Here is a 26885-nt window from a genome sequence, read left to right as displayed (position 1 = left end):
GTCGAACCGCCGCCTCTTCTCGGGCATAACACATCATCCTCATAGTCCATGCCTCCACGATCTTGGGGGAACCTCAGGTTTGGTCCAGTGTTTCGTGCCGAAGTCCGCCGTCAGATCCAGACTAGTTAGTAGGGCAGCCGAACTTTGATCTTGTCATGGTGTGTCCAGTTGTCGGCGGAGTCGGGTGCGGTGGTGGTACCAGCGGGCGCGGGTCTGGTGGCGTCGGCGCCACCAGACCCAGTGCAGGTGGTGGGTTTCGGGCAGGAGTCGCCTGGTGGCCAGCATGAATAGGCGTTTGATCTCGGCGACGGTCAGGGCGATCAGGCCGAGATCTTCCGGTGGCTGCTCGTCCGGTGTGGTGGGCAGGATCGGCGCCGGTGTCCGGGTTTTTGCCTGGGCGGCGGTGACGGCGCAGACCGCGAGAGCGGCCATGGTGAGCACGATGTGCCGCAACAGCGCGGTATAGAGCCGGACCTGGGAATGGTCGAGTCCGAAATGGTCCTTGCCGAACTCGAAATCCTCCTCCACGGGCCAGCGCAGGCACGCCACCCGGACCAGTGTCATCATCTGGATCGGCCGCGTGGGCGGGATGTAGCAGTAGTGGTAGGCCAACTCCCCAGTCTGGAGATGTTTGCGGACCAGCAGGAAATGGCGGGGGCTGGTGGTAGAGATCCACGCCCAGCCGTAGCGACGTTCGCCCTTGAACCCGGTCACCGAGCAGATCTGCCAGGATTCCGGCACGGTGTGCCGGGCCACCAGCTCGTCGGCGCGGAGCTTGATTCCGGGTGCCACCTCGGCGTGGAAGGCGCATCCGACTCGCATCACGTAGCCGATCTCGTTATCTTCCAAGAACTCGCGCAGTTCGCTTGCACGGCCGTAGACCTCGTCACCCGCAGCCCAGGGCGGCATCGACCCGTCGGTCACCATGTCGGCGAGAATGTCGTGCGCCAGCTGGGGTTTGGTCCGGAACTCCAGCCCGCCGTCGATCCCCAGCACGGCGCGACGTTCGGGGTCATCAAGCTGATCGTGAGGCACATAGATCCGAGCACCGACCAGAGCGTGTCCACCGGGGGTGGCATAGGCGCAATAGACCGTGTTCACCCCGTTGGCGATTCGACCCGCGCACCCCATGTATTGCCGCTGCGCTCCGGCCGTGGCCTCACCGGACTTCTCCTGCCCGGACTCGTCCAGCGCCGCCACCACCAGCGGCTGATCGCGCAACTGCTCGACCACGAAACCACGAACCACGCGCTGCGTCGCGTCGTGGTCCCACACGGCGTGGTTGAGCAGCCGCTGCATCCGATCCGGCGCCGCATCCCCGGCGTGCTCAGCCAAACTCCACCCATTCTTGCGCGGCACGTCGCTCATCAGCTCGGCCACATACTTCCCCGCCTGCGCAAACGGTTCCCGCCGCGCAAAGCACGACCGCAGCCGCCCCTGCAACACAGCCAGATTCGACACCGCCAGCTCACCCTCTACCATGGCAGCCGCAGCCGCCTCACTGTTTTCTTGACTCACAATCTGATGATCTTGAGGCGGCTGCCCGCATGATCAACAGGGTCGGCCAACACCCCCCACCAGCCAAGACCACCAAGTGCGGCTGCCCTACTAGAGATCAAGAAAGCTAAGTTTGAGTCATCAGTGGAAAGTTTTCGCGGTAGAATAAGAACTGATCATGGAGCAAGGCTGGATTGACCCCGAAGTCGGCACGGAGATTATAGGAAATCTGGCCGTGTCTACCGCGAGGGCGGTCTGCGACGTATCTTTCGAGTCGGTGACGCTGTTTGTCGCTGACTTTTAACTCGGCTGCGGTGCAAATCCGCAATGCGGTCCGGATCTGGCTCCTCATAAAATCGAGGAAAGGAACATCAATCAGGCGATCCTGTGGGATCAGATTACGGTCCCTGACGCTGGTATGTAGCAAATGTCTAATACGGTCGATGCAGTAGGTCATCACGGAATCGATGTCGATGTCGTGATAGTCAACTCGTGCACGATAGGCGCTGAATGTCGCGAACGATTGAACCACCGAGACAGGATTACGATGACACATGACTATGGTCGCGTCAGGAAAGGTGGAAATCAACGGGCCGATATTTTCAGCGTGTTCTGGCGACTTGAGAACCCAACGTTGTGGGCCACGCTGCCACTGTAATGCCTTCAGCACCGTCTTCATGTAATCGTAATGTGGTCTATGGTATTGTCCGACTTGATGACCAGGCCATGGTCGGACGTCGGCTGTCCACGCCCACACGCAACTGGCAAAGTCTGAGTCTTGTAGCCAAAATTCCTCGTATACGTCATCAGGGTCCCATGGTTGCATCGCGGGAAGGTGGGGAAGAAGTGAACGAATACGTTCGTGTCTCTTAGCTGTCCGTGCTCGACGCAGGTCGGTTGCCCCAGGACCTGTTTCGCTTGATACCGGAGCTGGTTCGTCTCGCTCCCAATAGCGTAGCGATCGCAGTTCCGAGTGCGCCGCGAGAAGGTTCACAAGCTGAGTGGTACCTGAGCGAGGTGGTCCGACGACTATTATCGGCCGTTGGACGTGCACGTCGAGGATTTCAGGGTAGCGGCTTAGCAATTCTTGCAGTCGGAGTCGGTTGCTTGCGTACTGCACGCAGCGCTGAAACATGATGCTGCGGCCTAGTGCTGTTCGGCCGGGGTCGTTTTCGACGTTTTCAAGCCACGCCTGGAGCCTCGGCACGAAGTCGTCTGGTCCGAAGTCGTCGAGACCGGTGCGGCTTAGTGCCGCTGACAGAACCGAGTCCACGCTCAGGTCGACTGGATGACTCTCGGCGTATTTGAGTTCACGTCGATGTGCCTCGGTTGGTATCGGATGCCGCAGGTCTGAGATACGAATAAGTCGTGGGACAGCCGCCATTGACGTTACTCCTATCGAGGGCAGTCAACCTGCGATGCTATCGCTTAGTGACGAAGGCAAGCAATCCTAGACTCGAACTTATTCATCCGATCTGCGAACTGATCTAAGAATGGGTCTGTAGCAAGATCGGTGTTTTCGGCGTTGGCGGTTAGTACTTCTGGGCGCTCGGCCAGCGGTCACCGAACGTGTTCGCGAACGCGTTCAATGCGGGTTTCGTGCGCCGTGAGGCGCTGTGGTTTGAGTGGAGGTGAGAGACCGCCACCGTCGGGTCGTCGCAGCGGCCTGGCAGGAGCTGAGGGCAGGCGTGCGACGTGATGTCGCACGTAGTGAGTGGTCACGTCGATTGGAGGTCGGTTGACGAGGATGTGTGAGGTTCCCCCCAGCGAGTGGACACTGAGTTAGCAGGACGCCCGTCCTGCTGGAAGGATGTCTGCTGCTACGCACCCACACGAGTGCCGCTGACGGCGTTGGTGCGGGTGGCCGGCCGCCGGTGGACAGTCGAGGAATCCTTTCAGACCGGCAAAGGCCAGACCGGGCTGGATGAACACCAGTGTCGCACGTGGACGTCCTGGTACCGCTGGACAACTCTGGTGCTGCTGGCTCATGCCTTCCTCGCAACCGTCACGGTCACTGCCCGTGCCAGACCCGCTCCGGCCGGGCTGATTCCATTGACACTCAACGAAATTCGCCACCTCCACAACGCACTCGTGGTCACCCCCGCCGCAGACATCCTGCACGTTCTGCGCTGCTCCTACTGGCGCGCAGGCGCCACCAATACCGTGCCCAACAAGCCCACTACCAGCGACAATCACTCACGGAACCGTGACGATCACGATCTACGGTTGGAGTACTAGGGTAGTAACTGGGATTTGAAGTGAACGCTGTTAATGCGCCCGGTGAAGATGAACGGCGGTCGGTAGTCTTCACGGACGGGGAACCCGCGGTCCTTCCCTATTGATAACCTTGCTCGAAAGCCATTTTGTGCTAAGGTTTTCATCGCAGATGGAATTTCTATCTGACCAATCTCAAGTCCGTCTAGGGAGCATCTAAACGAGTATTGGTCATCTGGATCGATCAAGTATTCAAGTCTGATCTTGTGATCTCCACTATCTAGCCTTTCTGCTGTGGTGAGGCGATAGGAGGTTCCTGCCATGGCGATTGCTGTGAGCAGTGTGCCGCCGTGGGCGTAGCAGCTCCATCCGCTGTTCCAATCGCCTTGTGCGCAGATCACACCGTTAATGGTCTGATTCTCGGGGACCTGTATATGCGCACTGATAACAAACCCCGCAGGACACGGCGGAGGTGTGACGACGAGACCGTCTTTCGGGACATAGGTGTACCGGCGCTGCACAACAGGTGGTGGCGTTTCCCGCAATGTCATTCGTTCTTTCGTGCCATCTATCAGCGGCAACGCGTCATTGCGGTCGGCTTCGGACCACCAAAGCTCGATCATTTGACGCAGTCGCGCAGGGTGGACCCCCGAAACGTCGCGACTTTCTGAGAAGTCGTCATCGAGACAATACAGTGACCATTGATCGGTATCGAAGTCATGGCTACCGTCGATCCTTTCTCTGTCAGTCTTCCAAGTCGTAACGACATGGTCGGTTGTCGCTTTCCACCCTTCATGGTAGATGGCACGGGAGCCTTCCACCTCAAAATACTGCGTCCGGCGCAGGCTAGGACAGTCGGCATCGTGGAAGGTTCGCTGAATACTCTTGCCGTCGAAGGGCTGCTGGGACACCCCATCGATCATCGGTGGCGGATCGACACCAGCTGAATCCAGAATCGTCGGCATGAGGTCGACCGCGTGGCAAAACTGTGTGCGCACTTCGCTGGAGTGCTCGACAGGGATGCCGGTAGGCCATCGCACTACCAGGGGAACTCGCACTCCGCCGAGCCACGAGTAGAGCTTCCACAGGCGAAACGGGGTGTTGCCAGCCCATGCCCAACCCCACGGATAGTGATGGTATCCATGGAAGCCGCCTAGGGTCTCGGCGTGAGCCAACATGAAATCAACACTGTCGTCATAGTCAACGGTGTCATCGCCCATCTTGTTAAACCAACCGTTGGGGCCGCCTTCCCCACTCGCGCCATTGTCCGAGAGGAATATGACTATTGTGTTGTCGACTACCTCTATTTCTGATAGGAAATCAAGTAGACGGCCTATCTGGGCATCGGTATGTGTCAGAAACCCCGCATAGTTGGCCATCATCAGGGCATAGAGATGGCGTTCCTTCGACGAAAGCTCGTCCCAACGCTGTACCCATGCTGGTCTATCTGTCAGGATGGCGTTAGGTGGAACAATGCCCGACTTCTGTTGTCTGAGGAAGGTACGATGCCGCCAGGCATCCCATCCTTCGTTGAACTGGTTCAGGTATGGCCTTCTCCACCCATTGGGGACTTGGTGCGGTGTATGCATGGCGCCAGGGGCGAAGTAGAGGAAGAAGGGCCTGGAGGGTGACGTTTGCGTCTGGTCCTGGACAAGTCGAATTGCCTGCGAAGCCAGGTCTTCGGTGAGATGGTAGCCGTGGTAGGGGGAGTACGGCTGCTCGATAAACGAGTTGTCTTGCACCAGGTCAGGTGTCCATTGATTGGTGTGGCCCGAGAGAAAGCCGTAGTAGTGCTCGAACCCCATGCCGAGTGGCCACCGGTCGAATGGGCCAGTAGGGGATATTTCGGATGCAGGAGTGAGGTGCCATTTTCCGACGGCCAGAGTGTTGTAGCCGGCATCACGAAGTATTCGAGGCAGGGTTGCGGCAGATTTGGGGATCTGGCAGGTATGTCCCGGGAATTCAACGGGAAGATGTGTCACCGTTCCCATGCCGACCGCGTGGTGATTGCGGCCTGTCAGAAGAGCGGCCCGGGTCGGTGAGCACATCGCGGTGACATGGAAATTGTTGTACCGAAGACCTTGCGTCGCGAGACTGTCAATGTTTGGTGTGGCGATGTCCGAGCCATAGCAGCTTAGTTGAGCGAACCCGAGATCGTCGAGCACAATCATGACAATGTTGGGTGCGCCATCCCTGGGCCGCAGCATTTGGCTAGGTGCCGGAACGGAATCTTTCAGAGTTCGACCAATATGTCCGGTGTCGACGTGTGACGAAGACAGGCCACCGTGTTTGTTCGCCATGATGTGATCCGATCGAAGTATCGTCCGACGTAATTAGGCGACCGCTTGGTGCACCAGTTCGATGGGAACGCCGGTTCTCGACGCTCCTCGGTCTCTTGGTGGCAGGTCGGATAGGCGTTGGGTGAGCCCTAGCGCTGCCGTCCGTACCGCAGGAATGAGGCGCTGGACGTCGGCGGATGAGCGGAGCTCGATCGACAACGCTGCTTGAAGTTCGCCGCTTGGCGCGAATATTGGCGCGGCGACGGACGAGATGCCCATAGCGAGCTCTTCGTACGCGCAGGCTACTTGTGTCTGTCGGACGTGGCACAGTGCTTGGCCAAGTCGGCCGGGCATGACAATGGTGTGGCGCGTGAATCTGGTCAGTCCGCGGTCGACCACCGCACATAGCAGATCCTGCTCCGAGAAGGCGAGGAATATCTTGCCGACGCTGGTGGCGTGCAGAGGCACCCGCCCGCCGACCTCGGTTCCTGTGCGAGCCGAATGGGCGCCGGAGATCTTCTCCAGGTACAGGAACTGGTCGTCGTCGCGGGTAGCGAGCACGATGTTCTCGCGTGTCGTCACGTAGAGGTCCTGCATCGTCGGCAGGGCCAGCGTTCGCAGGTCGCGTTGCCGCGGGGCGAGGCAGCCGATTTCCCACAAACGCAGCCCCACTGCATAGCGGCCATCAGCCAGGCGCTCCAGGGCACCCCAGTCGACGAGGTCATTGATGAGCCGGTGGGCAGTGGTGATGGGCAGGCCGCTGCGCCGAGCCAAATCGCTGAGACACATCTGTGACCGTGCGGTGGAGAACGCACCGAGGAGTGCGAGTACCCGGCTCGATGTTGTTCGGCCGGCCTCGCGGGAGTTACCGCTCATTTTGCAACACCTCTCAGAATCCGGCGTTACGCGCGTCCTCCCCCTTTGGTGCCTGACGTCCTTGGCCGTCACCTTTCGCACCTGGGTGGGCTAGCGGCATCAGACTTTTGACATCGTTATTTCAGTAGCTGAAGATGAAGACTACATTGTGACGCGGTTGGCGACAAGTTGATGGTGTACGTTGCACATAACGAGTGGGAACAGGGTCGATGCATTATTGGCAACCTTGTGAGTCTTGAAGTTGCGCTCTATGCTGCTTCATTGTGGCTGGACTAGGTACGCTGGAACGAGGATTGAGGGTCCTCGACCTGCTAATCGAGGTCGAGTCCGACCCGATCCGACGTGCCGTGGGCGTGTCGGTCCAGCATGTCGCGCTCGAACTCGATATTCACAAGAGCAGCGCGTCGCGAGTGCTGCAGACGCTGGTGGCCGCCGGATATGCGGTTCCGAACGGTGGAGCGCGTCGGGGTTTTCGGCTCGGGCCCGCGGCGCAGGTTCACTCGGAACTGAGCATGGAGCAGCGGCGGTTGACCGACTTCGCCCGTCCGTTCCTCGTAAACCTGGTCGAGGAGACGGGTGAGGGCGCGCATGCCGCGGTCGCGGCCGGTGGGTGGGCGCTGGTCATCGACGACGTCGAGACTGGGCACGCACTGCGTGTCGTTGCGGGCAAGGGGCGCCGGGTGCCGTTGCACTGCACGTCGGCGGGTAAATGCTTGCTCGCCGTCGGGCTTGCGACGATCCCTCCAAGATTGCCCGCGCGGACGACCCGGACCATCATCAACCCTCGCATTCTGCAGTTGCACCTTGCCGAGATCGCCGAACGTGGCTACGCATTGGACGACGAGGAGAACCACCCAGGGGTGCGTTGTATCTCCGCCCCCGTTTCGAACGGCATCGGCGGAGAGCCGATCGGCTGTATCGGCATTGACGGCCCGGTCGTGCGGATGGCTGAGGACGAACTCGAGCGTCTCGCCGAAACGGTGATGTCGACGGCGAAAAGCCTGTCATTGAAGCTCGGTGAACACCATCGCTTGCCCGGCAGGGAGCCGGGTCCACGCGACGACGTCGGCTAAGGGGCCTGTGTTGTTCCGGAGAAAGGACGACGACGTTGAGTATCCGGCTAAGTACAGCGCAGAGGACCGCTTCTTCGCTGGGATGTTGGGCCTATTCGGCCACGGCAACATCGGTGGCGTCTCCGACGCGTCGCAGGAGGCCGGTCCAGCGTTTCCCTACTACCTCGGCCGGAACGAGCAGGCGATGGTGGATGCTGCGGTGGCGTTCGCCAAGCTCAAGTACCGCCGGCAAGCGTTCGGCTGCCCGACGTCGATCGAGCCCGGGGCAACGAACGTGGTCACCGCAGTAGCCACCGCGACCGTGAACTGGATTCCGGTGCTGCTCCTGTGCGGTGACAGCTTCGCCGAGCGCGTCCACGACCCTGTGTTGCAGCAGGTGGGGTGCGAGCACGCAGGCGACGTCACGGCCAACGCGCGTTCCGCCCGGTGACGCGCTACTGGGACCGCATCACCCGGCCGAAACAGGTCATCGCAGCCGTCCTGACGCCATGCGCACGCTGACATCGCCGGCCGACACCGGGGCGGTCTTTCCTCGCGTTGCCCCAAGACATTCAGACCTACGCCTTCGACTACACCCGAGGAGATGTTCACTCCCCGGGTGTAGTCGGTTCGTCGGCGCCGCGCGGAGCTCCGCCAGCTGGATCGCGCCGCCGCATGGATCCGCGACAGCCCGCGCCCGTTGATCTTTGCCGGCGGCTGGGTGCGCTACAGCGAGGCCGCGGAGGCGCTGCGTGCGTTTGCTGAACGTACCGGTGTTCCCGTCGCGGAGACACGTGCGGGCAAGAGAACGCTTGACTACAACGATCCTTTGAGCTTGGGCGTCGCCGGCACGCGGGCGGAGGGGATGACGTTCTACATCCGGCAGAAGGTCGTCAGGGCGCGCCGGCCCGAACCAGCCACGTCGACGGTTCAATCTAAACGTCCAGGAGACACGATGATCACTCGTCCGCTGCGCATCGGCGTCGTCGGGTGCGGCAACATCGGCGCCGGGAGCCACCTGCCCACCTGGTTGGCCCATCCGGAACTCGCGCTGCCCGCCCGGTCGTCGATCCACCGGGGTGCCCTCTACAGCGCTGCGACGAGATAGGAGCACTTTGCTGTGGAACTTAGCCTTTACAGGGACTCGGTAGCCAGCCTGAGCTTCGATGATGTACTGGATCTGGCCGTGCGCGTTGGTGCACAGTCAGTCGAGCTTGGCGCAGGTGGCCACTCCAGCGCGCCGCACATGCGTGTTCACGAGCTCCTCGAGGACTTGGTGCCCCGTTCAAGGTACTCGCGCAAGATCGGCTCGTGGGGGCTGCGGCTGTCGGCTATCAACTGTTCCGCCTGGCTCATGCACCCCAAATAAGGCGACAAGCGCGCCGACCCTGTCCGGGCGAGCATTCGCCTGGCGGCCGAACTGGAAGTCCATAAGATCGTGACGATGTCAGGGTGTCCTGGCGACTCGGCGGGAACACAGACCGTCAACTGGATCAGCTACCCGTGGCATCCGGATGGGTATGCGGTGCTCGATGCACAATGGGACCAAGCGATCGACCTCTGGGGCGAGCTTTCCGAATTCGCACGGCAACACGGCGTCACGCGAATCGCCCTCGAACTCATTCCCCTCAAGTTGGCTTACAAACGTCCCGACGCTGCTTCGCTTTCGTGAGGCGGTTCGACCCACGATCGGCGCCAATGTCGGTCCCAGTCACCTGTTCTGGCAGCAGATGGGCCCGCCGAGCGTGGTCCGAGCGCTGGGACCGGCCGTGTACCACGCTCACCTCAAGGACGTCGAGACGCGCGATCGCGAGCTGGCAATCGCCGGCGTCCTCGACCCGCGGCCCTTCACCGACCCACAGAGCCGCGCCTGGAACTTGCGCACCATCGGCCACGGACACTCGGCTGCGTTCCGGAGTTCCTTTCTCGGTTCGTTGCGCGAGGTCGGCTGCGACGACGTGGTCAGCATCGAAAACGAAGACCCGTTCCTGCCCGAGGAGACTGGGGCCATCGAGGCTGCGGACTGCATCATCGATCTTCTCAACGCCAACCAGCCGTTCCTGAAACGCGGCAGCTGACCAGATCTGGTTCGAGCTCGCTGAGCAGATCCAAGATCCGCGACGACGCTCCAGCGAACCAACCAGCGAGAGCCGGCGATGCGTCCGTCTCGCGCGGCATCCGGTGACCGAGAGCCGATACACTCGGCCGTCGAGGCTAAGATCGCCGCCGCACACGTGCCCGAGGAACAGGTCCGGCAGATTCTCGAGCAGGAAGGCATGGTCCGGACTTCGCCCAATACCATTACGACGGTCGACGGCTACCTGCGCGAGTTGTCGCGCGTACGGCAACTGGATACGCGGTCGACGACCGAGAAGACGACGTGGACGGTCGCCGCGTAGCGGTGGCGACTCGCGGCACAGAGGTTGGTCGGTCGGAATCCGACTACGTGCGTAGACTTCGCGACTTCTCACGTTATCCTTCGCCGCGAAACGTACCGGAACTCGCCGCCTAATTCCGCGCGTCGTCGCATGTCATCGTCCATCGCATGACTAGCAGCGGCGGTCATGAGAGCGGTTGCGGCGAGGAGACGTCGACAGCGGGCAACTCGGCACGTCCGGCCAAGGTTCACCAGGCTCGTGTCCTGTGTGTCACCGAAGGCGGGAGGGACGGGGCCGTGAGAACGTGGTCATCGCGCACCTCACTGTGCAAAATGCACTCCTCCAGTCGTCGGCCACGCGCTGACGAAGGCCGTCAATGCGAACCGCAAGGGCACGGAAAAGGCACCGCACGAACTGGTGCAGGGAGGTGCATGCGGTGGCATTGACGTTGGCTTCGAGCGGCGGGTGGTCCGTGGCAGCAGAACAGGTGGTGGAGTACGAGGTACGGCCAATCGAAAACGTGCTGGACCAGACATTCGAAATTCCCGATGACGGCGATCCAACGCTCGACGTGCTAGGAAGGGCCCGGAAGCAGTCGCCGCGCAGGCTCGTTGTCATCGACCGAGAAGTCGAGCAGATCTACGGCGACAAGATCTATGACTTCCTGAACCGTCACGGCGTCGAGTACCGACCGCTTGTTCTGCCCGGCGGCGAGGCGACGAAGACGATGCGTACCGTCTTCCGGATCTGCAGGGAGCTGGACTCCTTCGGCGTGGCCCGCCGAAGCGAGCCGCTCATCGTGTTCGGCGGCGGCGTGCTGAACGACGTTGGTGGGATGGCCGCGAGTATCTATCGCCGTGGCATCGAACGCATCGTTTACGGCACCACGCTCGTCGCCCTCGTCGACGCGAGTGTCGGAGCCAAGGTCGCCAGCGACTACAACGGATACAAGAACAGGCTGGGCACCTACCGTCCCGCACGCCTCATCATCGCGGACAGGCGATTCCTCGGCACCCAGGATCGTCGCCGGCTGGCGGACGGGCTGTCGGAGATCCTGAAACTGGGCATCGTCTGCGACAGTCGTCTGTTCGAGCTATTGGAGAAGCGCGGCGCCACTGTGCTGAATGAGAAGTTCCAGGGCGAGACCGAACCCGGCGACAAGACCGCCGTAGCGATCCTCGAAGCCGCGATGGCGGGCATGCTCAGCGAGCTACACGAGAACCTGTGGGAAGACCAGCTCGCGCGAGCGACGTACTTCGGTCACACCTGGTCGCCGAAGATCGAGATGCGAGCACTGGAACTGTCTCGCGCACGTCTGCCCTGGCGACGCCGAGCGTGGCTCATGCATGGCGAGGCGGTCGCATTGGACATGGTGCTCAGCGTTCTGATGGCTTGTCGCCGTGGCCTCGTGACCGGCGAGGAATGCGAGAGAATCGTCGCCGTCGCGAAGTCGCTGGAATTGCCAACCTGGGATCCTCTGCTCGATGACTCCGACACGCTGGCGGCAGGCCTCGAGGACTCGATTCGACACCGTGATGGCAAGCAGTTGGTCCCACTTCCTCGAGGTATCGGCGGGGTTACCTTCGCGAACGACATCAGCCACGACGAAATAGCGGAAGCAGTCGAGCAGATGCGTTCACTGGGCGGACAATGCCTCGCGTGACACGGTTTCGCCCGGCGCATGTCGAATGTCATTGACGATTGGAGAAGTAAGTCATGGCAGACCTCGATCACCGGTCCATGTCCCCGCCGTACCTCCGATTGACCGACCGCCGCAAGACCTCGGCAAATGGCGATATATACGTGTGGCATCTCCGGATCGCGCAGCCGAACGTGTCGAGCATCACCGACCAAGTGATGCACTCGATGGAGCATTTCCTGGGCGACTACATGTGCGCCGCGGAACCGGACGTGATCACCGTGGCCCCCATGGGGTGCCGTACCGGCTTCTACATCGCCTCGACAATCGAGAAGTTCGACGACATGTCGAAGCTGTTGGCCGACGTTCTTGGTTCGATGCTTCGCGCCACCGATGTGCCCCACGCGAACGTCGTTCAGTGCGGCTGGGCTGCCAACCATTCGCTCGAAGGAGCCCAGAACATCGCGTCGTGGCTGCTGGACCGCAGGGCGGATTGGGCGGATCCGGGCCCGGATGCCCTGGAACTGTAGAAGGGACTACAACCCCCTGGGGCGACTGGGCTCGAGGTTTCCGCCGTGTCGTTCGAAGCAGCATCGTTGGGCGACATGTTCGCTGCCGCGTTGACCGCTTCCACGGGGCGGTGTCCGGGTTGCGCTGGTTCCGGAAGAACCTCGACGTGCCACACTGGCCCGCGATCATGGCATCTCCCGAGCGACCGGCGACCGCTACCTCGACGAACGGATCATGGTGCCGCCCGCGCACGCACCGGACCTGCACGGCGCCTACAGCAGGCCGGCGTGACGCACCTGGTTGTGCACGGGAAACTATTCTCCACCGACCGGCTGGGCGAGCAGACCGTCAGCGTCAAAGCGAGCAGATCGACGCCTGGTACTTCGGCAAGTGCCGCGAACCCGGCAGTGACATCCAAGCCATGATGGAACCCGACAGCTTCCCGCTGTGGCTTTCCGAGGCCGAACTCGGCTCCGTCCACGACATCACCGCGGCCAGCGCCCATGTTCTGGGTGCCTTGTGCTGGGCTGTTGGCGCTCTCTGATTTTCCCCACTTGTGCTCTCTGAGATTCCCCAGTTGGGGTGTCTTGTCGGCGCGTCGTTTGCGCTGGTCAACGGCCTTCGGGCGACGGTTCGCGGTGTTGGTCACCGCGAACCGTGGCTGGAGGGTGGATGCTCTCGCTGGAGGAAGACGTGGAGGCGCAGGCGCTGCGCGATCAGGGCTGGTCGATCTCGGCGATCGCCCGGCATCGCGGGCGTGATCGCAAGACGATCCGCAGCTATTTGTCCGGGGAGCGGGAGCCGGGCCGGCGCAAGCCGGCGGGTCCGGACCCGTTCGAGCCGTTTGTCGCTTACTGCCGTGCCCGGCTCGCGGACGATCCACATCTGTGGGCCTCGACGCTGCTGGATGAGATCGCCGAGCTCGGGTATCGGGGCGGCTATTCGACGTTCACGCGGGCGCTGCGCCGCTATGAGCTGCGCCCGCACTGCGAACCCTGTCAGGTCGCCCGCGGCCGTGACGTGGCGATCATCGAGCACCCGCCGGGCGAGGAAACCCAGTTCGACTGGCTCGAGCTGCCCGACCCACCAGCGACCTGGGGCGCGGGGCGGCAGGCGCACCTGCTGGTCAGCGCGCTGGCGCACTCGAGCCGGTGGCGCGGGGTCTTGGCCGACGCGGAGGACTTCCCGCACCTGATTGAGGCCCTCGACATCGTGGTGCGCAAGCTGGGCGGGGTCACCCAGGTCTGGCGGTTCGACCGGATGTCGACCGTCTGCTCCCCGTCCACGGGGCGGATCAGCGAGACGTTCGCGCAGGTCGCCAAGCACTACGGGGTCCGCTCGGTGCTCTGCCCGCCACGGCGCGGCAACCGCAAGGGCGTGGTCGAGAAGGCCAACCACTCCGCGGCGCAACGCTGGTGGCGCACCCTGGCCGACGACACCACCATCGCACAGGCCCAGGCCGGGCTGGACCGGCTCGCGGTCAAGCTCGATGGCCGCCGCCGTGTCCACAACGACCAGCGGACCACGGTCGGCGCCCTGGCCGAGGCCGAGCAGTTACGGCCACCACCGCGGGTGGTGTTCCCGGCCGAGTTCGACGTGACTCGGGTGGTGACCGCGCAGGCACTGGTTTCCTTTCGTGGCAACCACTATTCCGTTCCGCCGGGTCTGGATCAGGCGCAGGTGCAGGTCCGGCACCGGCTTGGCGCGGACACGCTGCGCATCGTCACCACCGGCGGCGCCACGGTCGCGATCCACCACCGCGCACCCGATGGTGCGGGCCGGGTGGTCCGCGACGACGGGCACGTCGCGGCGCTGGAGCGGGCCGTGCTGGGCGCGTTCAGCACCGACCGGCCCTGCACCCACAAGACCCGCCGACCGCCCTCGGCGACGGCGCTGGCCGAAGCGGCACGACTGCGCGGCCTGTCCACGGCGGGGCCAGCAGCCCACGTCGTGATCGACCTGTCCGCCTACGCGGCCACCGCCGCCCGACTGGACAGGGCACCCACTGATGAGTCCCGGAAGGACTGAAACCTGTTGTCTGCCAACAAATCGGCGCCCCAGATGAGCGAAGCACGCCGCTACCAACAACTGCGGGCGCACTTCTCCTACCTCAAACTCGACAACGCGGCCGACGCGCTCCCGCGCATCCTAGACGCCGCCCGCGCGGAGAACCTGTCCCTGACCGCCGCGCTGGAGCGGCTGCTGGAGATCGGGGTCAACGCCACCGAGGAACGCCGTCTCGCCGGCAGGTTGCGGTTCGCCTGCCTCCCGGATCCCTGGACCCTGGGCGACTTCAACTTCGCCGCGCAGCCCGGCGTTGACGAGAAACTGATCCGCGATCTGGCCACCCTCCGCTTCTTGGATGACGCGTCGAACGTGTTGTTCGTCGGCCCACCCGGAGTCGGCAAGACCATGCTCGCCACCGCGCTCGCCCGGGGCGCGGTCGAAGCCGGCAACCGGGTCTACTTCACCACCGCCGCCGACCTCGCCGCCCGCTGCCACAAAGACGCGGTCGAGGGCCGATGGTCCACCTGTATGCGGTTCTTCGCCGGCCCGAAACTGCTCGTGATCGACGAGCTCGGCTACCTGCCACTGCCCGGCGACGGCGCGTCCGCGCTGTTCCAGGTGATCAACCAACGCTACCTCAAATCAAGCACGATCCTGACCACGAACGTCGGGATCGCTGACTGGGCAACAGCTTTCGGCGACGCCACCGCCGCGATGCTGGACCGGTTGCTGCACCGCGCGACCGTCGTCGGGATCGGCGGCCCCTCCTACCGACTCCGCTCCCACCAGTCCACATCAGACACTCTGCGCAAGGCGGCGTACGCACATGTCTCCTAACACCAACGCGACCCCGAAAACCTGCCCAATCTGCTGGCACAGCTTCACCGCCAGCGGGCGGCAGGCCAACAACCGGATCTACTGCTCCCTGCGCTGCAAGAACACCGCAGGCCACCGCCGCGAGCAGGAACGCGCCACGGCCGGACACACCGCCAACCCGGCACCATCGGCAGCGGCACGACCAGCGCTGGCCGCACAACTGCCCCAGCCCGCAGCGCAACGCGACTGCCCACACTGCGGCCGCCCGATCACCATCGTCGCCCTGCTCACCACACCCGAAGCCGCCCGGCCACAGATGCCCATCGCCGCACCCGACGGAGTGATCCCACTCCACCGCTAACCCAAGCTATGCTGCACACCCCCAACTGGGGAGTTTCCCTGAGCGCCCCCGGGGACTTTCAGAGAGCGCCGTCAGGGCCCATTCCCGTCTCGACCTGCCCGCGTTGGCCGACGGAGGCTATGAGGGCAACGGAATCGGCGTGTTCACACCGGTCCAACAACCGGCCGGTGACCAGGTCCTCGACGCCGACAACCGCACTTACAACGCACTGCTCAGCGCCTGCGCTGTCTCGGCGAGCGCGGATTCGCCGTGCTGAGCGGCCGCTAGCGCGCGCTACGCCACATCACGACCAGCCCGCGCAAGATCGGCAAATTCGCCAAAGCCGCGCTCGTAGTCAAACGTTTGGAGCACGGCCGACTCACCTGAAAGTCGCTGAGATCACTCCATTGTCGGAACGAAGACAGGTCGCTATAGGGACGACCTCTTCTACTTCGGACCCACCGGAGAACAGTAGTGCCGACTCGGTGTCTAGTCGTCAGAACGCTGCCAGCGATTGAACCTCGCCGGTTTCGCGTTGACTGCGAAATTCGGCGAGCAGGGCGCGCACGGCCGGAAGCTTGTAGTCGACCTTAGTCGCAGTAATGATTGCGGTGAGGCTGGTGTCTTGGGGGACAGGCTCCTGCGGTATCGCCGTGGGGTCGGGCGGACCGGTGTGGATGAGGGTTGCATCGAGGTCGAAGACCTCCGCCGCGGCGTAGGCCAGCTCGATCCTGCTCGTCGACTCGCCGCCACAGCAGTGGAAGGTACCGCGAGCGCCGACCTGAACCAGGCGAAGCATCATGTTCGCGCTCTCGGTCGCGAGGCTTGGGGTGGCGCGCGTGTTGATCGTGTCGCTGTCCCAGACGGTGAACGGCTCGCCCTTGGAGAGAGCGTCAACGAGGGAGCTGACGAAATAGCCGAAGCCAGCGTCCTGGGATCGCGGGGAGTTCGGTTTAGCCCAGTGGACGCCGTTCACGCCGGCGATGCGTGCGACGATGGGATCATGCGCGCGTTCAAGAGTGACTAGTTCTCCGGCGGCCTTCAGAAACCCGTAGTAGTTGATCGGGTTGGGCGGTGTGTCCTCGGTCGAGTTCGGGTGGGTGCCGTCGAACACCCAGTCTGTCGAGACATAGACAAGGACCGCGCCGACCTCGTTGGCTGCGTCGGCGACGCTGCGCGTGGCAGTGACGTACGAGTCCCAGCCGAGGCGGCGATTCGCATAGATCAGCGGGAAGTCGTTGAGGATCGCGGCGTGGACGATGACGTCTGGTTGCGCGGTCAGGATGCTGCCGCGGACCGAGGCCGGATCGAGCAGGTCAACCTCGCTGAAGCTGCCGGGTAGAGGCTGCTCCGGAGGCCTCCGTCCAGCGAGGACGACGTCGAGTTTGTGGTATTCGGCGTAGAGCTTGGCGACGTTCGAACCGACGAACCCGGTCGCCCCCGTGATGTAGACGCGCATCAGTGGAACTCCACCTGAACCTTGACGGCTCTGCCTGCGCGTAGGTCGTCCAGCGCCTGCGGCAGCTGCTCGAGCGCGACGCGGTGGGTGATCAGCGGCTCGAGATCCATGGCGCGCTGTTCCAGTAGGCGGACGGCGACGGGGAAGACATCCTGGCCGACGTAGGCCCCGAAGACCTGGAGCTGGTTGCGGGTGATGTCGTACTGGGTGATCGGGGCCGTCGCGGTGGCGTTCGCGCCGAACAGGATGACCCGTCCCCGCTTGCGCACGAGCTGTAGAGCAGTGGAGAACTGGGAGCCGACCGCGTCAATGACGACATCGGCACCAAGACCACCCGTGGTCGCGTCGAGAGTGTGACGCAGTTCAGCTGAGTTCGGGGCGGGGGCCGCTGCGGCACCCATCGTCCGGGCCAATCCCGCCCGCTGCGCGGCCGGTTCAATGACCAAGACAGTGGCGCCGGCATGACGTAGCAGCGCGGTGTAGAGCAGGCCGATCGGGCCCGCACCAATCACCACAGCGGTCTCGCCAGGAAAGACCGCGGCCAGCTGCGCACCATGGACGACGGTGGAGAGCGGCTCGGCAAGGGCCGCGATGTGCGGCGGCACCTCGGGACTGATGCGATGGCAGGCGCTCGCCGGCACGCGGGCAAACGGCGCCAGCCCGCCGTCCAGGAAGATACCGTGAGTGGTGAAGTTCTCGCAGTGCAACCACGCGCCGCGCAGACACCACCGGCACTGGCCGCAGGCGATGTTGGGCGCGACGACGACTCGGTCGCCCTCGTGTAGGGATGCGACATCGGCGCCGAGGTCTCGAACTGTCCCGACGAACTCGTGACCGAGGATCACGCCCGGCGTCGCATCGTGGCCCTGGGGCGTTGAGAGGATCTTGAGGTCGGTTCCGCAGATTCCGCAGGATTCAACCGCGAGCAGGACGTCGGTGCCGCATTCGATCCGCGGTACCGCTCGCTCGGTGAGCTCCAAGCGGCCGTCACCGGCAAAGACGGCGGCAGTCATCGTGGCCTTGTGATCGGCCGGTGTAGCAGACTCTGGGTGTGCAACTGGCTGCGTCACGGATTTGCCACCTTGCCGTAGTTGGGTTGGCCGCGGCGAGAAAGGCGCTTTCGGACACCACTAGCCACGGCCTCATCGCATACCAAGGGTCAATCAGGTCAAAACTCGTGTTTCACTTTGTTGAGCGAAGGTACCGGTGGTCCTCAATGGAGACAAGGGTTGACCGATGCCTACTTTTCGGTAGATAAAACGTTCTTGCCAGGTCGCCGGATCGGCGTACTATGGCTTGCTCGGATCCGCGTAAACGACTGAGAGTGTCTCCGTGCCCGGGACGGCCAAGCGGCGGAGGGACATGGTGAGCGAGCCCGAAATGCCCGCGAGTAAGATCGAGCTCCCGTTGCAACGGTGCGACGCGTTCCATTCACAGGACCCTGACGAGGTCCAGGAGCGGATGGCGCAAAAGCTGTGCCCCCATGAGCTCGAGGTGCTCGAGCGCGGCGCTCGACTGGATGCGCATTTCCACTTCGCGCGATTTCGCCGAATGGGCTTGATGTACGTCCAGTACGGGCCGGCGGTGCGCGTGAAACCGAACGTGACCGGCTTCGTTCCCGTACAGATGCACCTGAGCGGCTACGGGAAAGCGAGGTGTGGCAAGCAGCAGATTTGCGCGAATCCCGAACGCGTCATGGTGGCCAACTACGACGAGCCCCTGGAGATGTGGCTGTCCCGGAACTCGACGCTACTCCTGACGAGACTCGAATGGCCGATGCTGGTCGAGGCGTCTGCGGACATGATGGGCGACCGCGTGCCGTTGAGACGGTTCGAGCTGGGCATGGACGCCGGTGGCGGTTATCCGCGGATCTGGGTGAGCCTCCTGGTCAACCTGGTACGCATGCGCGGCCGGCTGGACGCGGCGTGCATGAACCCGCTCGCGGCCCCGCTGGTCGAGGAGCTTCTGATCACGGGCCTGCTGCATGCGGCGCGCAGCAACTGCAGCGGCCACCTGGCTGAGGATCCCCGGTGTTCTGCTTCATCGCGGCTGGTCGGCCAGGTGACCGAAATGATCGATGCCGCACCGCAGGAGCCGTACACGGTGTCCGATATGGCGCGCTGGTTCAACACGAGCGCGTACGCCTTGAATACGGCGTTTCGGACGTGCCGGGGGATGACGGTTCGACAGTATCTGCGGCATGCCCGGTTGCAGCGCGTCTACGGTGAGCTCCGTGACTACGGCCCGGGCGAGGCAACGGTGGACGAGGTCGCGTCCCGGTGGGGTTTCTTCGATCTTTCGGAGTTCACCGCCCGTTATCGCGCCGAGTTCGGTGAGACGCCAGCCGAAACCCTGAGCCGCGCTACCTGAATCTTCCTGGGACGTTGACGTCGGGGTGTCGTGCTCCACACCACGTCGTGGCCGATCCGGCTCCAGCGCCACCGCGTGGTGCCGAGTGCGGTCTTGGGCCAAAGGGGACGGCGACCGCATTCAGCTTGCGCCTGGCGATTACGGCAGCGGAGCAACCTCAGGTGCGTCACGTTTCAATGTCTCAGAAGGGGACTCGCCGAACCGGTCACGGTACACCGCGGAGAAGTATCGCGGAGCGCGGAATCCCCATCGTTTCGCGACATCGTTCACCGAAATGAGTTCTGGGCTTCGGGCCCGCAACTCGTCGTGGGCGCGCTGCAATCTGACTTTCCGGAGGTATTCGGTGGGCGAACAACCCATTTGCCGCCGGAACGCCTGTTGTAATGAACGTACGCTCACGCCGACGTCACGAGCAAGGCTTTGCGCGGTGTGTGGCGCCTCAGGATGTGATGCGATGAGGTCAAGCGCACGCCGTGCCGGCGGACTGAGTTCCGTTGACAACGTCTCACGGAGCAAATTGCTGTAATTGCTGGGCTGTGCTATAAAAAGGCCGGTCATCAACGATTGTTCCATCCCGGCGATGAACTGCGGGGGAATGGTGGTCCTGCGGGGCTCATCTACAAACCGAGTGAGGCCCATCAGCATGTCGCACCAGCTGTTGCCCATTTCATGGGTCAAGTCCATGCCGAGATCGAACCTCAACGGTTCGGACAGCCTGGTGTTCAGTAGCTCGTTCAATTGCGCCTCCAGGGCGGTTCGGTCTAGTCGGCACATCAGTATTCTGCTGTTCGGCGATAGACGCATGTTTATCGGTTCGGACGGGGAGGTCACTGCCGCGCGCCCAATTGTGCCATCAAAAGTTGACGCGCCCTGCGTCACTGAAATATTCCCGGAGAGCGGAATCTGGATAGTGAAGAAATCACGCACTTCGCCCGGAGAAACCGAGACTTCGCAACCGTATGAGACGTAGAGCAACGATATGTTATGTAGCCGTTTCGGGTTGAGTTGAGCATTCAATTTATTTTCTCTCTTGACGATCTCCAGAGAGTGTGGGCACAAAAACCTGCTAACCCTATCGTGGATTTCGTCCACGTCACTCGAACGAAGAGGCTCACAATGACGCAGCGGCGACTCAACACGAACTGGGCAAGCTTCGGTGGTCTCGGCGGTTTGGGCTTGCTGTTCGAGCGCGCACTCGACCTCGGCAAGTCCAATGCCCGCGCCGCACGGGTCGTGCTCAGCGGCAAGGCTGTACCAATGCCGGGCGGTGGCCAGATCGCCCTGGTCCAGATACTCGGCCCCGAGACGGTCAGCAGCGTAAGCGACTGCGATGGCGTCGACGGCGGCGACTTCGGCGGCGTACTGGGCGGGGTCCATCTCCGCGATGGTCCGGTCAATCGCGGCCAGGTCGAACTCGTTCGGGGCCTTATCGGCACGGTGCTCGGTCAACGGGGCTCCTCCCCCGACTCACGGTTGGTGAAGTAGCGGGACAACTTCGCCTTGGCCGCGTCGCGGTGTTTGCGAAATGTGGACTTGCTGATTCCCATCAAGTCGGCAGCTGTTTGCTGATCGAAACCATCGATGCAGGTCAACACGATGGCGTGCCGTTGCGGTAGCGTCAGGCCGGATAGCGCCCCAGCGAGCTCGATGCGGTCGAGGACGGCGAGCACATCCTCTTCCGCGCCAAGATCGCAGTGCGGCGCGAGCTGATTCTGCATTGCCACGATGTCGGTCCACCGGGCGTTGTTCCTGCACTCCTCGGCTATCTTGTTGAGGGCGATTCGATACAACATCGGTGCCCGGTCGTTCTTCTCCATTGGTCCGCGCGTGCGCCACCTCATTGTGAAACCTAGAGCGGTCTTCTGCCTGACATCCTCGGCGGTGTGATAGTCGCCGGTCCGGCGCAGAATGACCTGATATAGCTCCTCCCATCGAGACTGCAGGAAGCTGGTGAGCGCGTTCTCATCACTTTTCCCAGCCGGACCGTTGGGCGTCACTCGTGAGGACACCGGGCTGCCACGATGGTCATCGACCAAGAGGCTCCGCCCGGTTCGCGAGCCTCAACGTGCGCGCTGCCGCCTCTGGTGCTCACAATAGCGGCGAGACGTTGCATCGCAAGGCTGCGGTGGCGGGCACCGACGCTGTGCCCGAGTACGTCCGCGAACACTCTGGCCAGTCGCGCCGGCCGTGCGCCGGCCCGCCGTCGTGCCACACCACCGTCTGTCCCGTGGACACCCATGATCGTTCTCCTGAGGTCGTCGTTGCCGTTCCTGACACTCTTAAATCGCTACCGGCGAGCGAAAGTGCCCGTATGGCCACGAAAAAACTTGGAAGTGGCGTCGCCAGGCGTGTTGATGCGGACGCCAGTCGGACGTGCTACCTGGAGTGCACCGACCTACGTTTCAGTAGGCAAGACAACTTTGTCAATCATCCGGTTCGGCGTAACATGAGCGCGGTCAGTCGCGTCGGGGCGACTGTCGGTGCGTCTGATGCTCGCGATGTCGGTTACGGGAAGAGCGGGTGGACGAGACCAGGTTGCCTGACAGTAGAACCGGGCTACCGCGACGACGGTGGCCGATGTCGCTTCCTACTGTGGATTTATGGACCTTTCCGAGCTGACCGCCGATTACGGTGCGGAGTTCGGTGATGCGCCGATCGAGACCTTGCTCTGCGCCGCGTGACCCGAATGGAGTCTGACGGGTGTTGCGACGGTGGAGTACCGTGAGAAATGAAATAAGTGTTTTACCCAATTGGCCGCTGATTGCTGAGGCAGGACGTGCAGGATCCTCGTCAATTCACCCAGCTGTCCACCACCAACCCGCTGGTAGCGCGAACCGCTGTGGCGGAGGTCTTCGACGGGCTCGAATTGCGCGTCGTGGGTCATCCGGACCTGTTCCGTATGCGGGTATCCGGCGTGGAGTGCCTCGCTATCGCCTCAGCCCACATTGCCGCACGCGGCGATGTGGATCTCGTATCGCCCCGGCTGCAGCACAACTACCTGGTGGTCCAGGCTTTCGACGAAGAGTGCGCAGTCGAGTGGGACGGGGAGCGGGTAGTGCTGGCACCCGGCGACATCCTGATCAGTTCACCCGGGCAGACGCTTGTGGCGAGCATTCGAGGTCAGGGGATGGTGCGGATCATCAGCATCCGGGAACGACTGGTGTGGCGTGTTTTCGCTGCGCTCACGGGATTCCTGCCGACGCGCCCGATCCGCTTCGACACGGTGGCCTCCGGGGACAGCGGCTCCTGGGGTGCCTGGTCGGCAGAGACGGGGATGCTGCTCGACCGGTTGGAGAACGGGCGACAACCGTTTGACCTGCGCTTTCTCCATTACGCCGAGACGCTGTTCGTCAGCGGGTTTGGTCGGGCACTTGCCGCATGAGTTCCACCACCGGATCCGCTCTGGCGCACCGTCACTCTTACCGGAGGTTTCGTCGCGAGCGCTGGAATGCGCGGAATTCGTCGGGGTCGAGATCCGAGCCGAGCCGCGGCGCACGATCTCGTTGGCTCGCTACGCCCAAACGGTGAATTTGTCCGCACGTGAACTCAGGGATGCGTTCTGGTGGCAGTGGGGGATAACGCCTGCGCAGTACCGGCGGTGCGTGCGCTTGGATTGCGTCCACAAGGATCTCCGGGACCCGGGTCTCGAGCGGGCCTCGATCGCCGACATCGCGCGGCGCTGGGCGCTTCCGCCCACGGCCCGCTTCCACCGTTGGTACCAAAGCCGGTTCGGGGAGTGGCCCGGCGAGACGCGGCGATACGCCCGCCATCACTAGCGGTTTCGCCACTGGTCGAGCAAGCGGTTCCGGACGTCGAGTAGCGACGGGTTCCGGAGATCGAGAATGTGCACGTCGCGCCAGCGCCGGAAACCGATGGTCTCGAGCATCCGGCCTACGCGCAGGCCGGCTAACTCCGCGGACAGGTCATCCTGACCAGGAGCACGGAAAGCGGTCGGCGACACGTGAGATGCCGCGAACCGTGTGTAGCGCGCGAAGACGCACAGGGCGCCGGCCAGCAACGCGGCGCCGAGTCCATGCCCGCGCCACGACTCGATGATGGCGATGCGGCGCAGTACGATCAGGTGTGGAGGGCCGGGGCTGATGCGTTCCTCGAGTTCCTGCACCAGCGTGCCGTCGCGGGGATCGGCGACCGCGTCCGCGAGGAAGTCCAAGGCCCAGCCGCCGAGCACGGTGGCGTCGAACAAGTCGTGGTCGGCTCTGACAGCCGCTATCGCCAGCGAGATGTCGGCGACGTGCCGGGCCTCGTGCGCAGCAGTCTCCGCGACTGCCGTGACGGCCCAGCGTTCCGGCTGCTCGGGATCACCGTCGATCTGCCACCACAAACCCTCGCGCGAGATCCTTAATTGGATCGACAGCGGATCGGCCGGAAGATCATCACACACGGCTGCTCCTGAGCCAGGCGTGACTGTAAGCACAGTTCATTGAGCAGAATGTGCATTCCGATGTTGACCAGATTGGCTTAGCATGAGGCTCGTTTGGCCTCGTGCGATTACCGCCCGTGATTGAGCGGTCGTGCGGCACGTCCGGAAGGGAGCCGATGCCAACAGAGCAGCGGCGAATCTGATGGAGTAAAGATGCGTTACGGTAGAAGGTTTTACCGGCCGACCACCAGGAGCCCCGCGCTGGCGGTGATCTTGCTGAGGCTCATCCTCGGTAAGCATCGGTTGCGCACCACGCACCGTGCTGGATCGCCGAGCCTGCGGCTTCGAGTGGTTCACTCGCGCGGCGTGACGTCGGTGATTCTCAGGGCCGACCGTCCACTGAGGATTGATGGGCGGTGGCTGCGGAGGGATTACCTGATGCTCAAGGTGCTCACGGGCATCTGCTCGGTCAAGTGTGGCCGCGAGCGCATCGTGCTGGACGCGGGACGGCTTGTGATGATCGCGCCTGATCAGCCCTTCGTGTTGCGTGTCGAGTCTGGGACGGCACTCCGCTTGATCAGGATCGACCGGGACATGCTCCATCAGAAGTGTGCCCGCCTGACGGGCGTCCTTCCCGCGAGCCCCATCTGGTTCCGGCTGGTCGAGGGCACCACGATGCCGGCATCGGAGCTGGAGGCGTGGTCGCAGAGCCTCGAGCGCTTCCTGGCGTGGCTTGAGGACGAGGAGCAAAGGTGGCCGCAGGGCTTCTGGCGGGCCGCCGAGGAAGCCTTCATCGAACGGTTGCTCAGATACCCGGGGCACGACTACGACGATCGTGTTCTTCGCCGCGAGCTCGCCTACACCGTCAACGTGCCCGCCCGCGCTCTGGCGGGCGCCGAGTTCGTGGCCGCGTGGATCCGAACCTATCCGCTGCAGAAGGGTTCGCTCGCGTTCTTCACGCGGCTGGCGGCGCTTTCGTCCCGCCGCGAGCTGGCCCGCGCCTTCCGGTGGTTGTTTCGTGTCTCTATCCGGAAGTTCCGGCTGCAGATCCGGCTCAACTGCGTCCACCTGGATTTGCTGAACGTTGAACCCGGTTCTGGCGTCGTTTCGAGCGTCGCGCGGCGCTGGGCCTTCCGCCGTGGCCCGTATTTCTACTGGCAGTATTGCCACCGCTTCGGCGAATGGCCTGATGAGACGCTGCGACGACGACCGGAATGACATCAGACCGGTCCCGTCTGTTCGTCATCCGGCCACCACTGGGTAATCACGCGCCTTCGAGTTTCCAGTAGTGATGGATTTCGCAGATCCAGGACGTAAGCGCCATTCCAGTGGTGGAATCCCATGCTTTCCAGCATGCCGCCGATACGGACGCTGGCCAGATCCGCGGAAACGGGGTCATGGCCGGTACCGGCGAAATTCTCGGGCGAGACGTGGCACGCCGCGAGCCGGGCATAACGCGCGAAGAGCAGCAGTGCGCTCGCGGTCAACGCGGCGCCGAGTCCGTACCCCCGCCACGGGCGGGTGATGCTGATTCGGCGGACAACCACCAGGTGTGGAGGACCTGGGTTGACCTGGCGTTCCAGATCGGGATGCAGTGTGCCGCGGGTGGGGTCGGCGACGAGCGCGTCGATGAATTCCGTGGCCCAGTCGCCGAGCACGGACGCATCGATCAGAGTGCGTTCCATGGTGAGGTCGGCGAGTGCCAGTGAAATGTCGCCCACATGCCGCGCCTCGCGATCCGTATCCTCCAGTCCCCAGATATTCGCCGAGACGTCCCACCGTTCTGGCTGTTCATCGGCACGTTCGAGCTGCCACCACAGCCGCTCATGCACGGCCGTCAACTGGATGGCCAAGGGGTTGGCGGGAAGGTCCCGGCGCACGATGCCTCCTTCCAACCTCGCTCACCTGCTCGATCGTGCACTTGCACGTGCAGCCGCAGGTGTTCACCTTTATGGCGTAGCCACTGGGCGGACCGTTACCTTAAGTCGCGCTGCTCCGATAACGCAGTGTGGTGAACAGATCGTGATCAAACCGGGTTAGCTAGTGTGGGTGAAGTGAAAATAAGCGCCAATGTTAGCTACATTGTTAGCCGCAAGATCGCGACCTCGCAAGTGCGGGCTGGCGCCGGGTGCGCCCAGGTCGACTCGGTGCGCCAGGTAAGGCGGTACCGGTCAAGACGTTGCAGCCAGCAAGACGGTCTCGCTAGTTGCGCATAACGCGCCATTGTTTTGCTCTTGGTTGCGCTCTATGCTTCGCAGATGACCAGCGTTGGCGCACTGGAGCGCGGGCTCAAGATTCTGGACCTGCTGATCGAGGTCGAGTCGGACCCGATCCGGCGTGAGGAGGGCCTGTCGATCCAGCAGGTCGCCCTCGAACTCGAGATCCACAAGAGCACCGCCTCTCGGTTGATGCAGACGCTTGTGACCAGGGGATATGCGGTCGCCAACCATGGGGGTCGCAGGGGGTTCCGGTTGGGGCCGGCGGTCGAGGTGAGCTCGGGGCTGAACATGAACCAGCGCCGCCTCACGGATCTGGCGCATCCGTTCCTGGCCCGGCTCGTCGACGAAACCGGCGAGTGCGCGCACGCGGCGGTTGCGTCTGGCGCAACCGCGCTCGTGATCGACGACGTGGAGACCGGGCAACCCTTGCGGGTCGTGTCGGGCACCGGGCGGCGAGTTCCGCTGCACTGCACCTCTGCGGGCAAATGCCTGATGGCGTTCGGGCTCGCAGCCGTGCCTCCGGAACTGCCCCGGCGCACCGCGCGAACGATGACCAACCCCGAGATTTTGTCATTACATCTTGCCGAGATCCGCGAGCGTGGTTACGCGCTCGACGACGAAGAGAATCACACCGGGGTCCGTTGTATCTCGGTTCCCGTCTATAACGGCGCCGGCGGCACGCCGGTCGGTTGCATCGGGATCGACGGACCTTCGGTTCGCATGGTGGAGACGGAAATCGAGAAGCTGGCCCACAAGGTGATCGAGGTGGCCACCGAACTGTCCATCAAGTTGGGCGAGGACCACGTAGTGCCAGTTGGCTAGCTGAAGACCCTTTCCGGAGAAGGGAC

General features: G+C 63.2%; 26 protein-coding genes and 1 pseudogene. 17 read left to right on the top strand and 10 right to left on the bottom strand.

Translation table 11 applies throughout. The features are described from left to right. Window positions 1–153: 153 nt before the first annotated feature. The gene (locus tag FG385_RS26205) at window positions 154–1518 is read right to left on the bottom strand and encodes an IS701 family transposase (protein WP_200834658.1); all 1365 of its coding nucleotides are present in this window, start codon (window positions 1516–1518) and stop codon (window positions 154–156) included. 106 nt (window positions 1519–1624) lie between these two features. Continuing rightward, window positions 1625–2632, bottom strand: a complete 1008-nt coding sequence (locus FG385_RS26200; RefSeq protein ID WP_235022801.1) for a sulfotransferase family protein — start codon at window positions 2630–2632, stop codon at window positions 1625–1627. A gap of 683 nt (window positions 2633–3315) precedes the next feature. Here FG385_RS26200 and FG385_RS26195 point away from each other — a divergent pair. Further along, window positions 3316–3707 (top strand): annotated as a pseudogene (locus FG385_RS26195) (IS701 family transposase); the annotation flags it as partial. Between the two features lie 24 nt (window positions 3708–3731). On the opposite strand, the gene FG385_RS26190 reads toward FG385_RS26195, so the two are convergent. Then, window positions 3732–6011 carry an arylsulfatase gene (locus tag FG385_RS26190; RefSeq protein WP_235022798.1) on the bottom strand — a complete coding sequence of 760 codons (2280 nt, stop codon included), beginning with the start codon at window positions 6009–6011 and terminating at the stop codon, window positions 3732–3734. 33 nt (window positions 6012–6044) lie between these two features. Beyond that, window positions 6045–6866, bottom strand: a complete 822-nt coding sequence (locus FG385_RS26185) for an IclR family transcriptional regulator (protein WP_139099458.1) — start codon at window positions 6864–6866, stop codon at window positions 6045–6047. Window positions 6867–7129: 263 nt separating this feature from the next. Between FG385_RS26185 and FG385_RS26180 the strand changes: the two genes are divergently transcribed. From FG385_RS26180 to istB, 11 genes are all read left to right on the top strand, one after another. Continuing rightward, window positions 7130–7939: an IclR family transcriptional regulator gene (locus tag FG385_RS26180; protein ID WP_268815945.1), complete on the top strand. Its 810-nt coding sequence runs from the start codon at window positions 7130–7132 to the stop codon at window positions 7937–7939. A gap of 10 nt (window positions 7940–7949) precedes the next feature. Then, window positions 7950–8369, top strand: coding sequence for a thiamine pyrophosphate-binding protein (locus FG385_RS26175; protein ID WP_139099456.1), 420 nt, complete (start codon window positions 7950–7952; stop codon window positions 8367–8369). A gap of 207 nt (window positions 8370–8576) precedes the next feature. Then, window positions 8577–9026, top strand: a complete 450-nt coding sequence (locus tag FG385_RS26170; protein ID WP_139099455.1) for a hypothetical protein — start codon at window positions 8577–8579, stop codon at window positions 9024–9026. A gap of 330 nt (window positions 9027–9356) precedes the next feature. Further along, on the top strand, window positions 9357–9590 hold the full coding sequence (locus FG385_RS34060) for a hypothetical protein (protein ID WP_160148886.1): 234 nt from the start codon (window positions 9357–9359) through the stop codon (window positions 9588–9590). A 97-nt stretch (window positions 9591–9687) separates the two neighbouring features. Further along, window positions 9688–9996: a hypothetical protein gene (locus FG385_RS34055; RefSeq protein WP_160148885.1), complete on the top strand. Its 309-nt coding sequence runs from the start codon at window positions 9688–9690 to the stop codon at window positions 9994–9996. A 78-nt stretch (window positions 9997–10074) separates the two neighbouring features. Next, a complete protein-coding gene (locus FG385_RS26160) occupies window positions 10075–10317 on the top strand; it encodes an IclR family transcriptional regulator domain-containing protein (RefSeq protein WP_139099453.1) in 243 nt (80 codons plus the stop codon). A 415-nt stretch (window positions 10318–10732) separates the two neighbouring features. Further along, on the top strand, window positions 10733–11959 hold the full coding sequence (locus FG385_RS26155) for a sedoheptulose 7-phosphate cyclase (protein ID WP_235022796.1): 1227 nt from the start codon (window positions 10733–10735) through the stop codon (window positions 11957–11959). Window positions 11960–12012: 53 nt separating this feature from the next. Then, window positions 12013–12465, top strand: coding sequence for an S-ribosylhomocysteine lyase (locus tag FG385_RS26150; protein WP_200834657.1), 453 nt, complete (start codon window positions 12013–12015; stop codon window positions 12463–12465). Between the two features lie 401 nt (window positions 12466–12866). Continuing rightward, window positions 12867–12989, top strand: a complete 123-nt coding sequence (locus FG385_RS35350; protein WP_268815944.1) for a hypothetical protein — start codon at window positions 12867–12869, stop codon at window positions 12987–12989. Window positions 12990–13117: 128 nt separating this feature from the next. Further along, on the top strand, window positions 13118–14473 hold the full coding sequence (gene istA, locus FG385_RS26145) for an IS21 family transposase (RefSeq protein ID WP_139099451.1): 1356 nt from the start codon (window positions 13118–13120) through the stop codon (window positions 14471–14473). A gap of 33 nt (window positions 14474–14506) precedes the next feature. Beyond that, window positions 14507–15289, top strand: coding sequence for an IS21-like element helper ATPase IstB (gene istB / locus FG385_RS26140; protein ID WP_139099450.1), 783 nt, complete (start codon window positions 14507–14509; stop codon window positions 15287–15289). Window positions 15290–16104: 815 nt separating this feature from the next. Here the strand turns inward: istB and FG385_RS26125 are convergent. Together FG385_RS26125 and FG385_RS26120 are read right to left on the bottom strand one after the other, a co-directional pair. Beyond that, window positions 16105–17067: an SDR family oxidoreductase gene (locus FG385_RS26125; RefSeq protein WP_139099448.1), complete on the bottom strand. Its 963-nt coding sequence runs from the start codon at window positions 17065–17067 to the stop codon at window positions 16105–16107. Further along, complete coding sequence (locus FG385_RS26120) at window positions 17067–18080, bottom strand: zinc-dependent alcohol dehydrogenase (protein ID WP_139099447.1); 1014 nt, start codon at window positions 18078–18080, stop codon at window positions 17067–17069. The genes FG385_RS26125 and FG385_RS26120 overlap by 1 nt, the downstream gene beginning before the upstream one ends. Before the next feature lie 352 nt (window positions 18081–18432). On the opposite strand from FG385_RS26120, the gene FG385_RS26115 reads away from it, so the two are divergent. After that, the gene (locus tag FG385_RS26115; RefSeq protein ID WP_160148884.1) at window positions 18433–19437 is read left to right on the top strand and encodes an AraC family transcriptional regulator; all 1005 of its coding nucleotides are present in this window, start codon (window positions 18433–18435) and stop codon (window positions 19435–19437) included. 138 nt (window positions 19438–19575) lie between these two features. Here the strand turns inward: FG385_RS26115 and FG385_RS26110 are convergent, their stop codons facing one another. After that, entirely contained in the window at window positions 19576–20886 is a 1311-nt protein-coding gene (locus FG385_RS26110; protein ID WP_139099445.1) for an AraC family transcriptional regulator, read from the bottom strand. Continuing rightward, window positions 20883–21473 (bottom strand): RNA polymerase sigma factor, encoded by a 591-nt coding sequence (locus FG385_RS26105; protein ID WP_139099444.1) that lies wholly within the window; start codon window positions 21471–21473, stop codon window positions 20883–20885. Before FG385_RS26105 ends, FG385_RS26110 begins: the two co-directional genes overlap by 4 nt. A gap of 725 nt (window positions 21474–22198) precedes the next feature. Here FG385_RS26105 and FG385_RS26095 point away from each other — a divergent pair. Further along, window positions 22199–22819 carry an AraC-like ligand-binding domain-containing protein gene (locus FG385_RS26095; RefSeq protein ID WP_139099442.1) on the top strand — a complete coding sequence of 207 codons (621 nt, stop codon included), beginning with the start codon at window positions 22199–22201 and terminating at the stop codon, window positions 22817–22819. 142 nt (window positions 22820–22961) lie between these two features. After that, window positions 22962–23213 carry a helix-turn-helix domain-containing protein gene (locus FG385_RS35710; RefSeq protein WP_407645547.1) on the top strand — a complete coding sequence of 84 codons (252 nt, stop codon included), beginning with the start codon at window positions 22962–22964 and terminating at the stop codon, window positions 23211–23213. Here FG385_RS35710 and FG385_RS26085 read toward each other — a convergent pair. Then, the gene (locus FG385_RS26085) at window positions 23210–23839 is read right to left on the bottom strand and encodes a hypothetical protein (protein WP_139099440.1); all 630 of its coding nucleotides are present in this window, start codon (window positions 23837–23839) and stop codon (window positions 23210–23212) included. The two genes, FG385_RS35710 and FG385_RS26085, sit on opposite strands and share 4 nt — an antisense overlap. A gap of 192 nt (window positions 23840–24031) precedes the next feature. Between FG385_RS26085 and FG385_RS26080 the strand changes: the two genes are divergently transcribed. Continuing rightward, the gene (locus FG385_RS26080) at window positions 24032–25036 is read left to right on the top strand and encodes an AraC-like ligand-binding domain-containing protein (protein WP_139099439.1); all 1005 of its coding nucleotides are present in this window, start codon (window positions 24032–24034) and stop codon (window positions 25034–25036) included. Between the two features lie 2 nt (window positions 25037–25038). On the opposite strand, the gene FG385_RS26075 is transcribed toward FG385_RS26080, so the two are convergent. Then, entirely contained in the window at window positions 25039–25698 is a 660-nt protein-coding gene (locus FG385_RS26075; RefSeq protein ID WP_139099438.1) for a hypothetical protein, read from the bottom strand. A gap of 378 nt (window positions 25699–26076) precedes the next feature. On the opposite strand from FG385_RS26075, the gene FG385_RS26070 reads away from it, so the two are divergent. Beyond that, window positions 26077–26859, top strand: a complete 783-nt coding sequence (locus FG385_RS26070) for an IclR family transcriptional regulator (RefSeq protein WP_139099437.1) — start codon at window positions 26077–26079, stop codon at window positions 26857–26859. The last annotated feature ends 26 nt before the right edge of the window (window positions 26860–26885 follow it).

The organism is Amycolatopsis alkalitolerans (assembly GCF_006152065.1).
Taxonomy (GTDB): Bacteria; Actinomycetota; Actinomycetes; order Mycobacteriales; family Pseudonocardiaceae; genus Amycolatopsis_E; species Amycolatopsis_E alkalitolerans.
The sequence above is the reverse complement of the archived record's forward strand: the minus strand, read 5'-3'. Positions and strand labels throughout refer to the sequence as shown.

Bases quoted from the DNA above. Each gene is read 5' to 3' on its own strand.
- FG385_RS35350 (WP_268815944.1), top strand. From the start codon at position 12,867: ATGATGGAACCCGACAGCTTCCCGCTGTGGCTTTCCGAGGCCGAACTC.
- FG385_RS26080 (WP_139099439.1), top strand. From the start codon at position 24,032: ATGCGTTACGGTAGAAGGTTTTACCGGCCGACCACCAGGAGCCCCGCG.
- FG385_RS26185 (WP_139099458.1), bottom strand. From the start codon at position 6,866: ATGAGCGGTAACTCCCGCGAGGCCGGCCGAACAACATCGAGCCGGGTA.
- FG385_RS26125 (WP_139099448.1), bottom strand. From the start codon at position 17,067: ATGCGCGTCTACATCACGGGGGCGACCGGGTTCGTCGGTTCGAACGTC.
- istA (WP_139099451.1), top strand. From the start codon at position 13,118: ATGCTCTCGCTGGAGGAAGACGTGGAGGCGCAGGCGCTGCGCGATCAG.
- istB (WP_139099450.1), top strand. From the start codon at position 14,507: ATGAGCGAAGCACGCCGCTACCAACAACTGCGGGCGCACTTCTCCTAC.
- FG385_RS26120 (WP_139099447.1), bottom strand. From the start codon at position 18,080: ATGACTGCCGCCGTCTTTGCCGGTGACGGCCGCTTGGAGCTCACCGAG.
- FG385_RS26160 (WP_139099453.1), top strand. From the start codon at position 10,075: ATGCGTCCGTCTCGCGCGGCATCCGGTGACCGAGAGCCGATACACTCG.
- FG385_RS26150 (WP_200834657.1), top strand. From the start codon at position 12,013: ATGGCAGACCTCGATCACCGGTCCATGTCCCCGCCGTACCTCCGATTG.
- FG385_RS26070 (WP_139099437.1), top strand. From the start codon at position 26,077: ATGACCAGCGTTGGCGCACTGGAGCGCGGGCTCAAGATTCTGGACCTG.
- FG385_RS26200 (WP_235022801.1), bottom strand. From the start codon at position 2,632: ATGTTTCAGCGCTGCGTGCAGTACGCAAGCAACCGACTCCGACTGCAA.
- FG385_RS26190 (WP_235022798.1), bottom strand. From the start codon at position 6,011: ATGGCGAACAAACACGGTGGCCTGTCTTCGTCACACGTCGACACCGGA.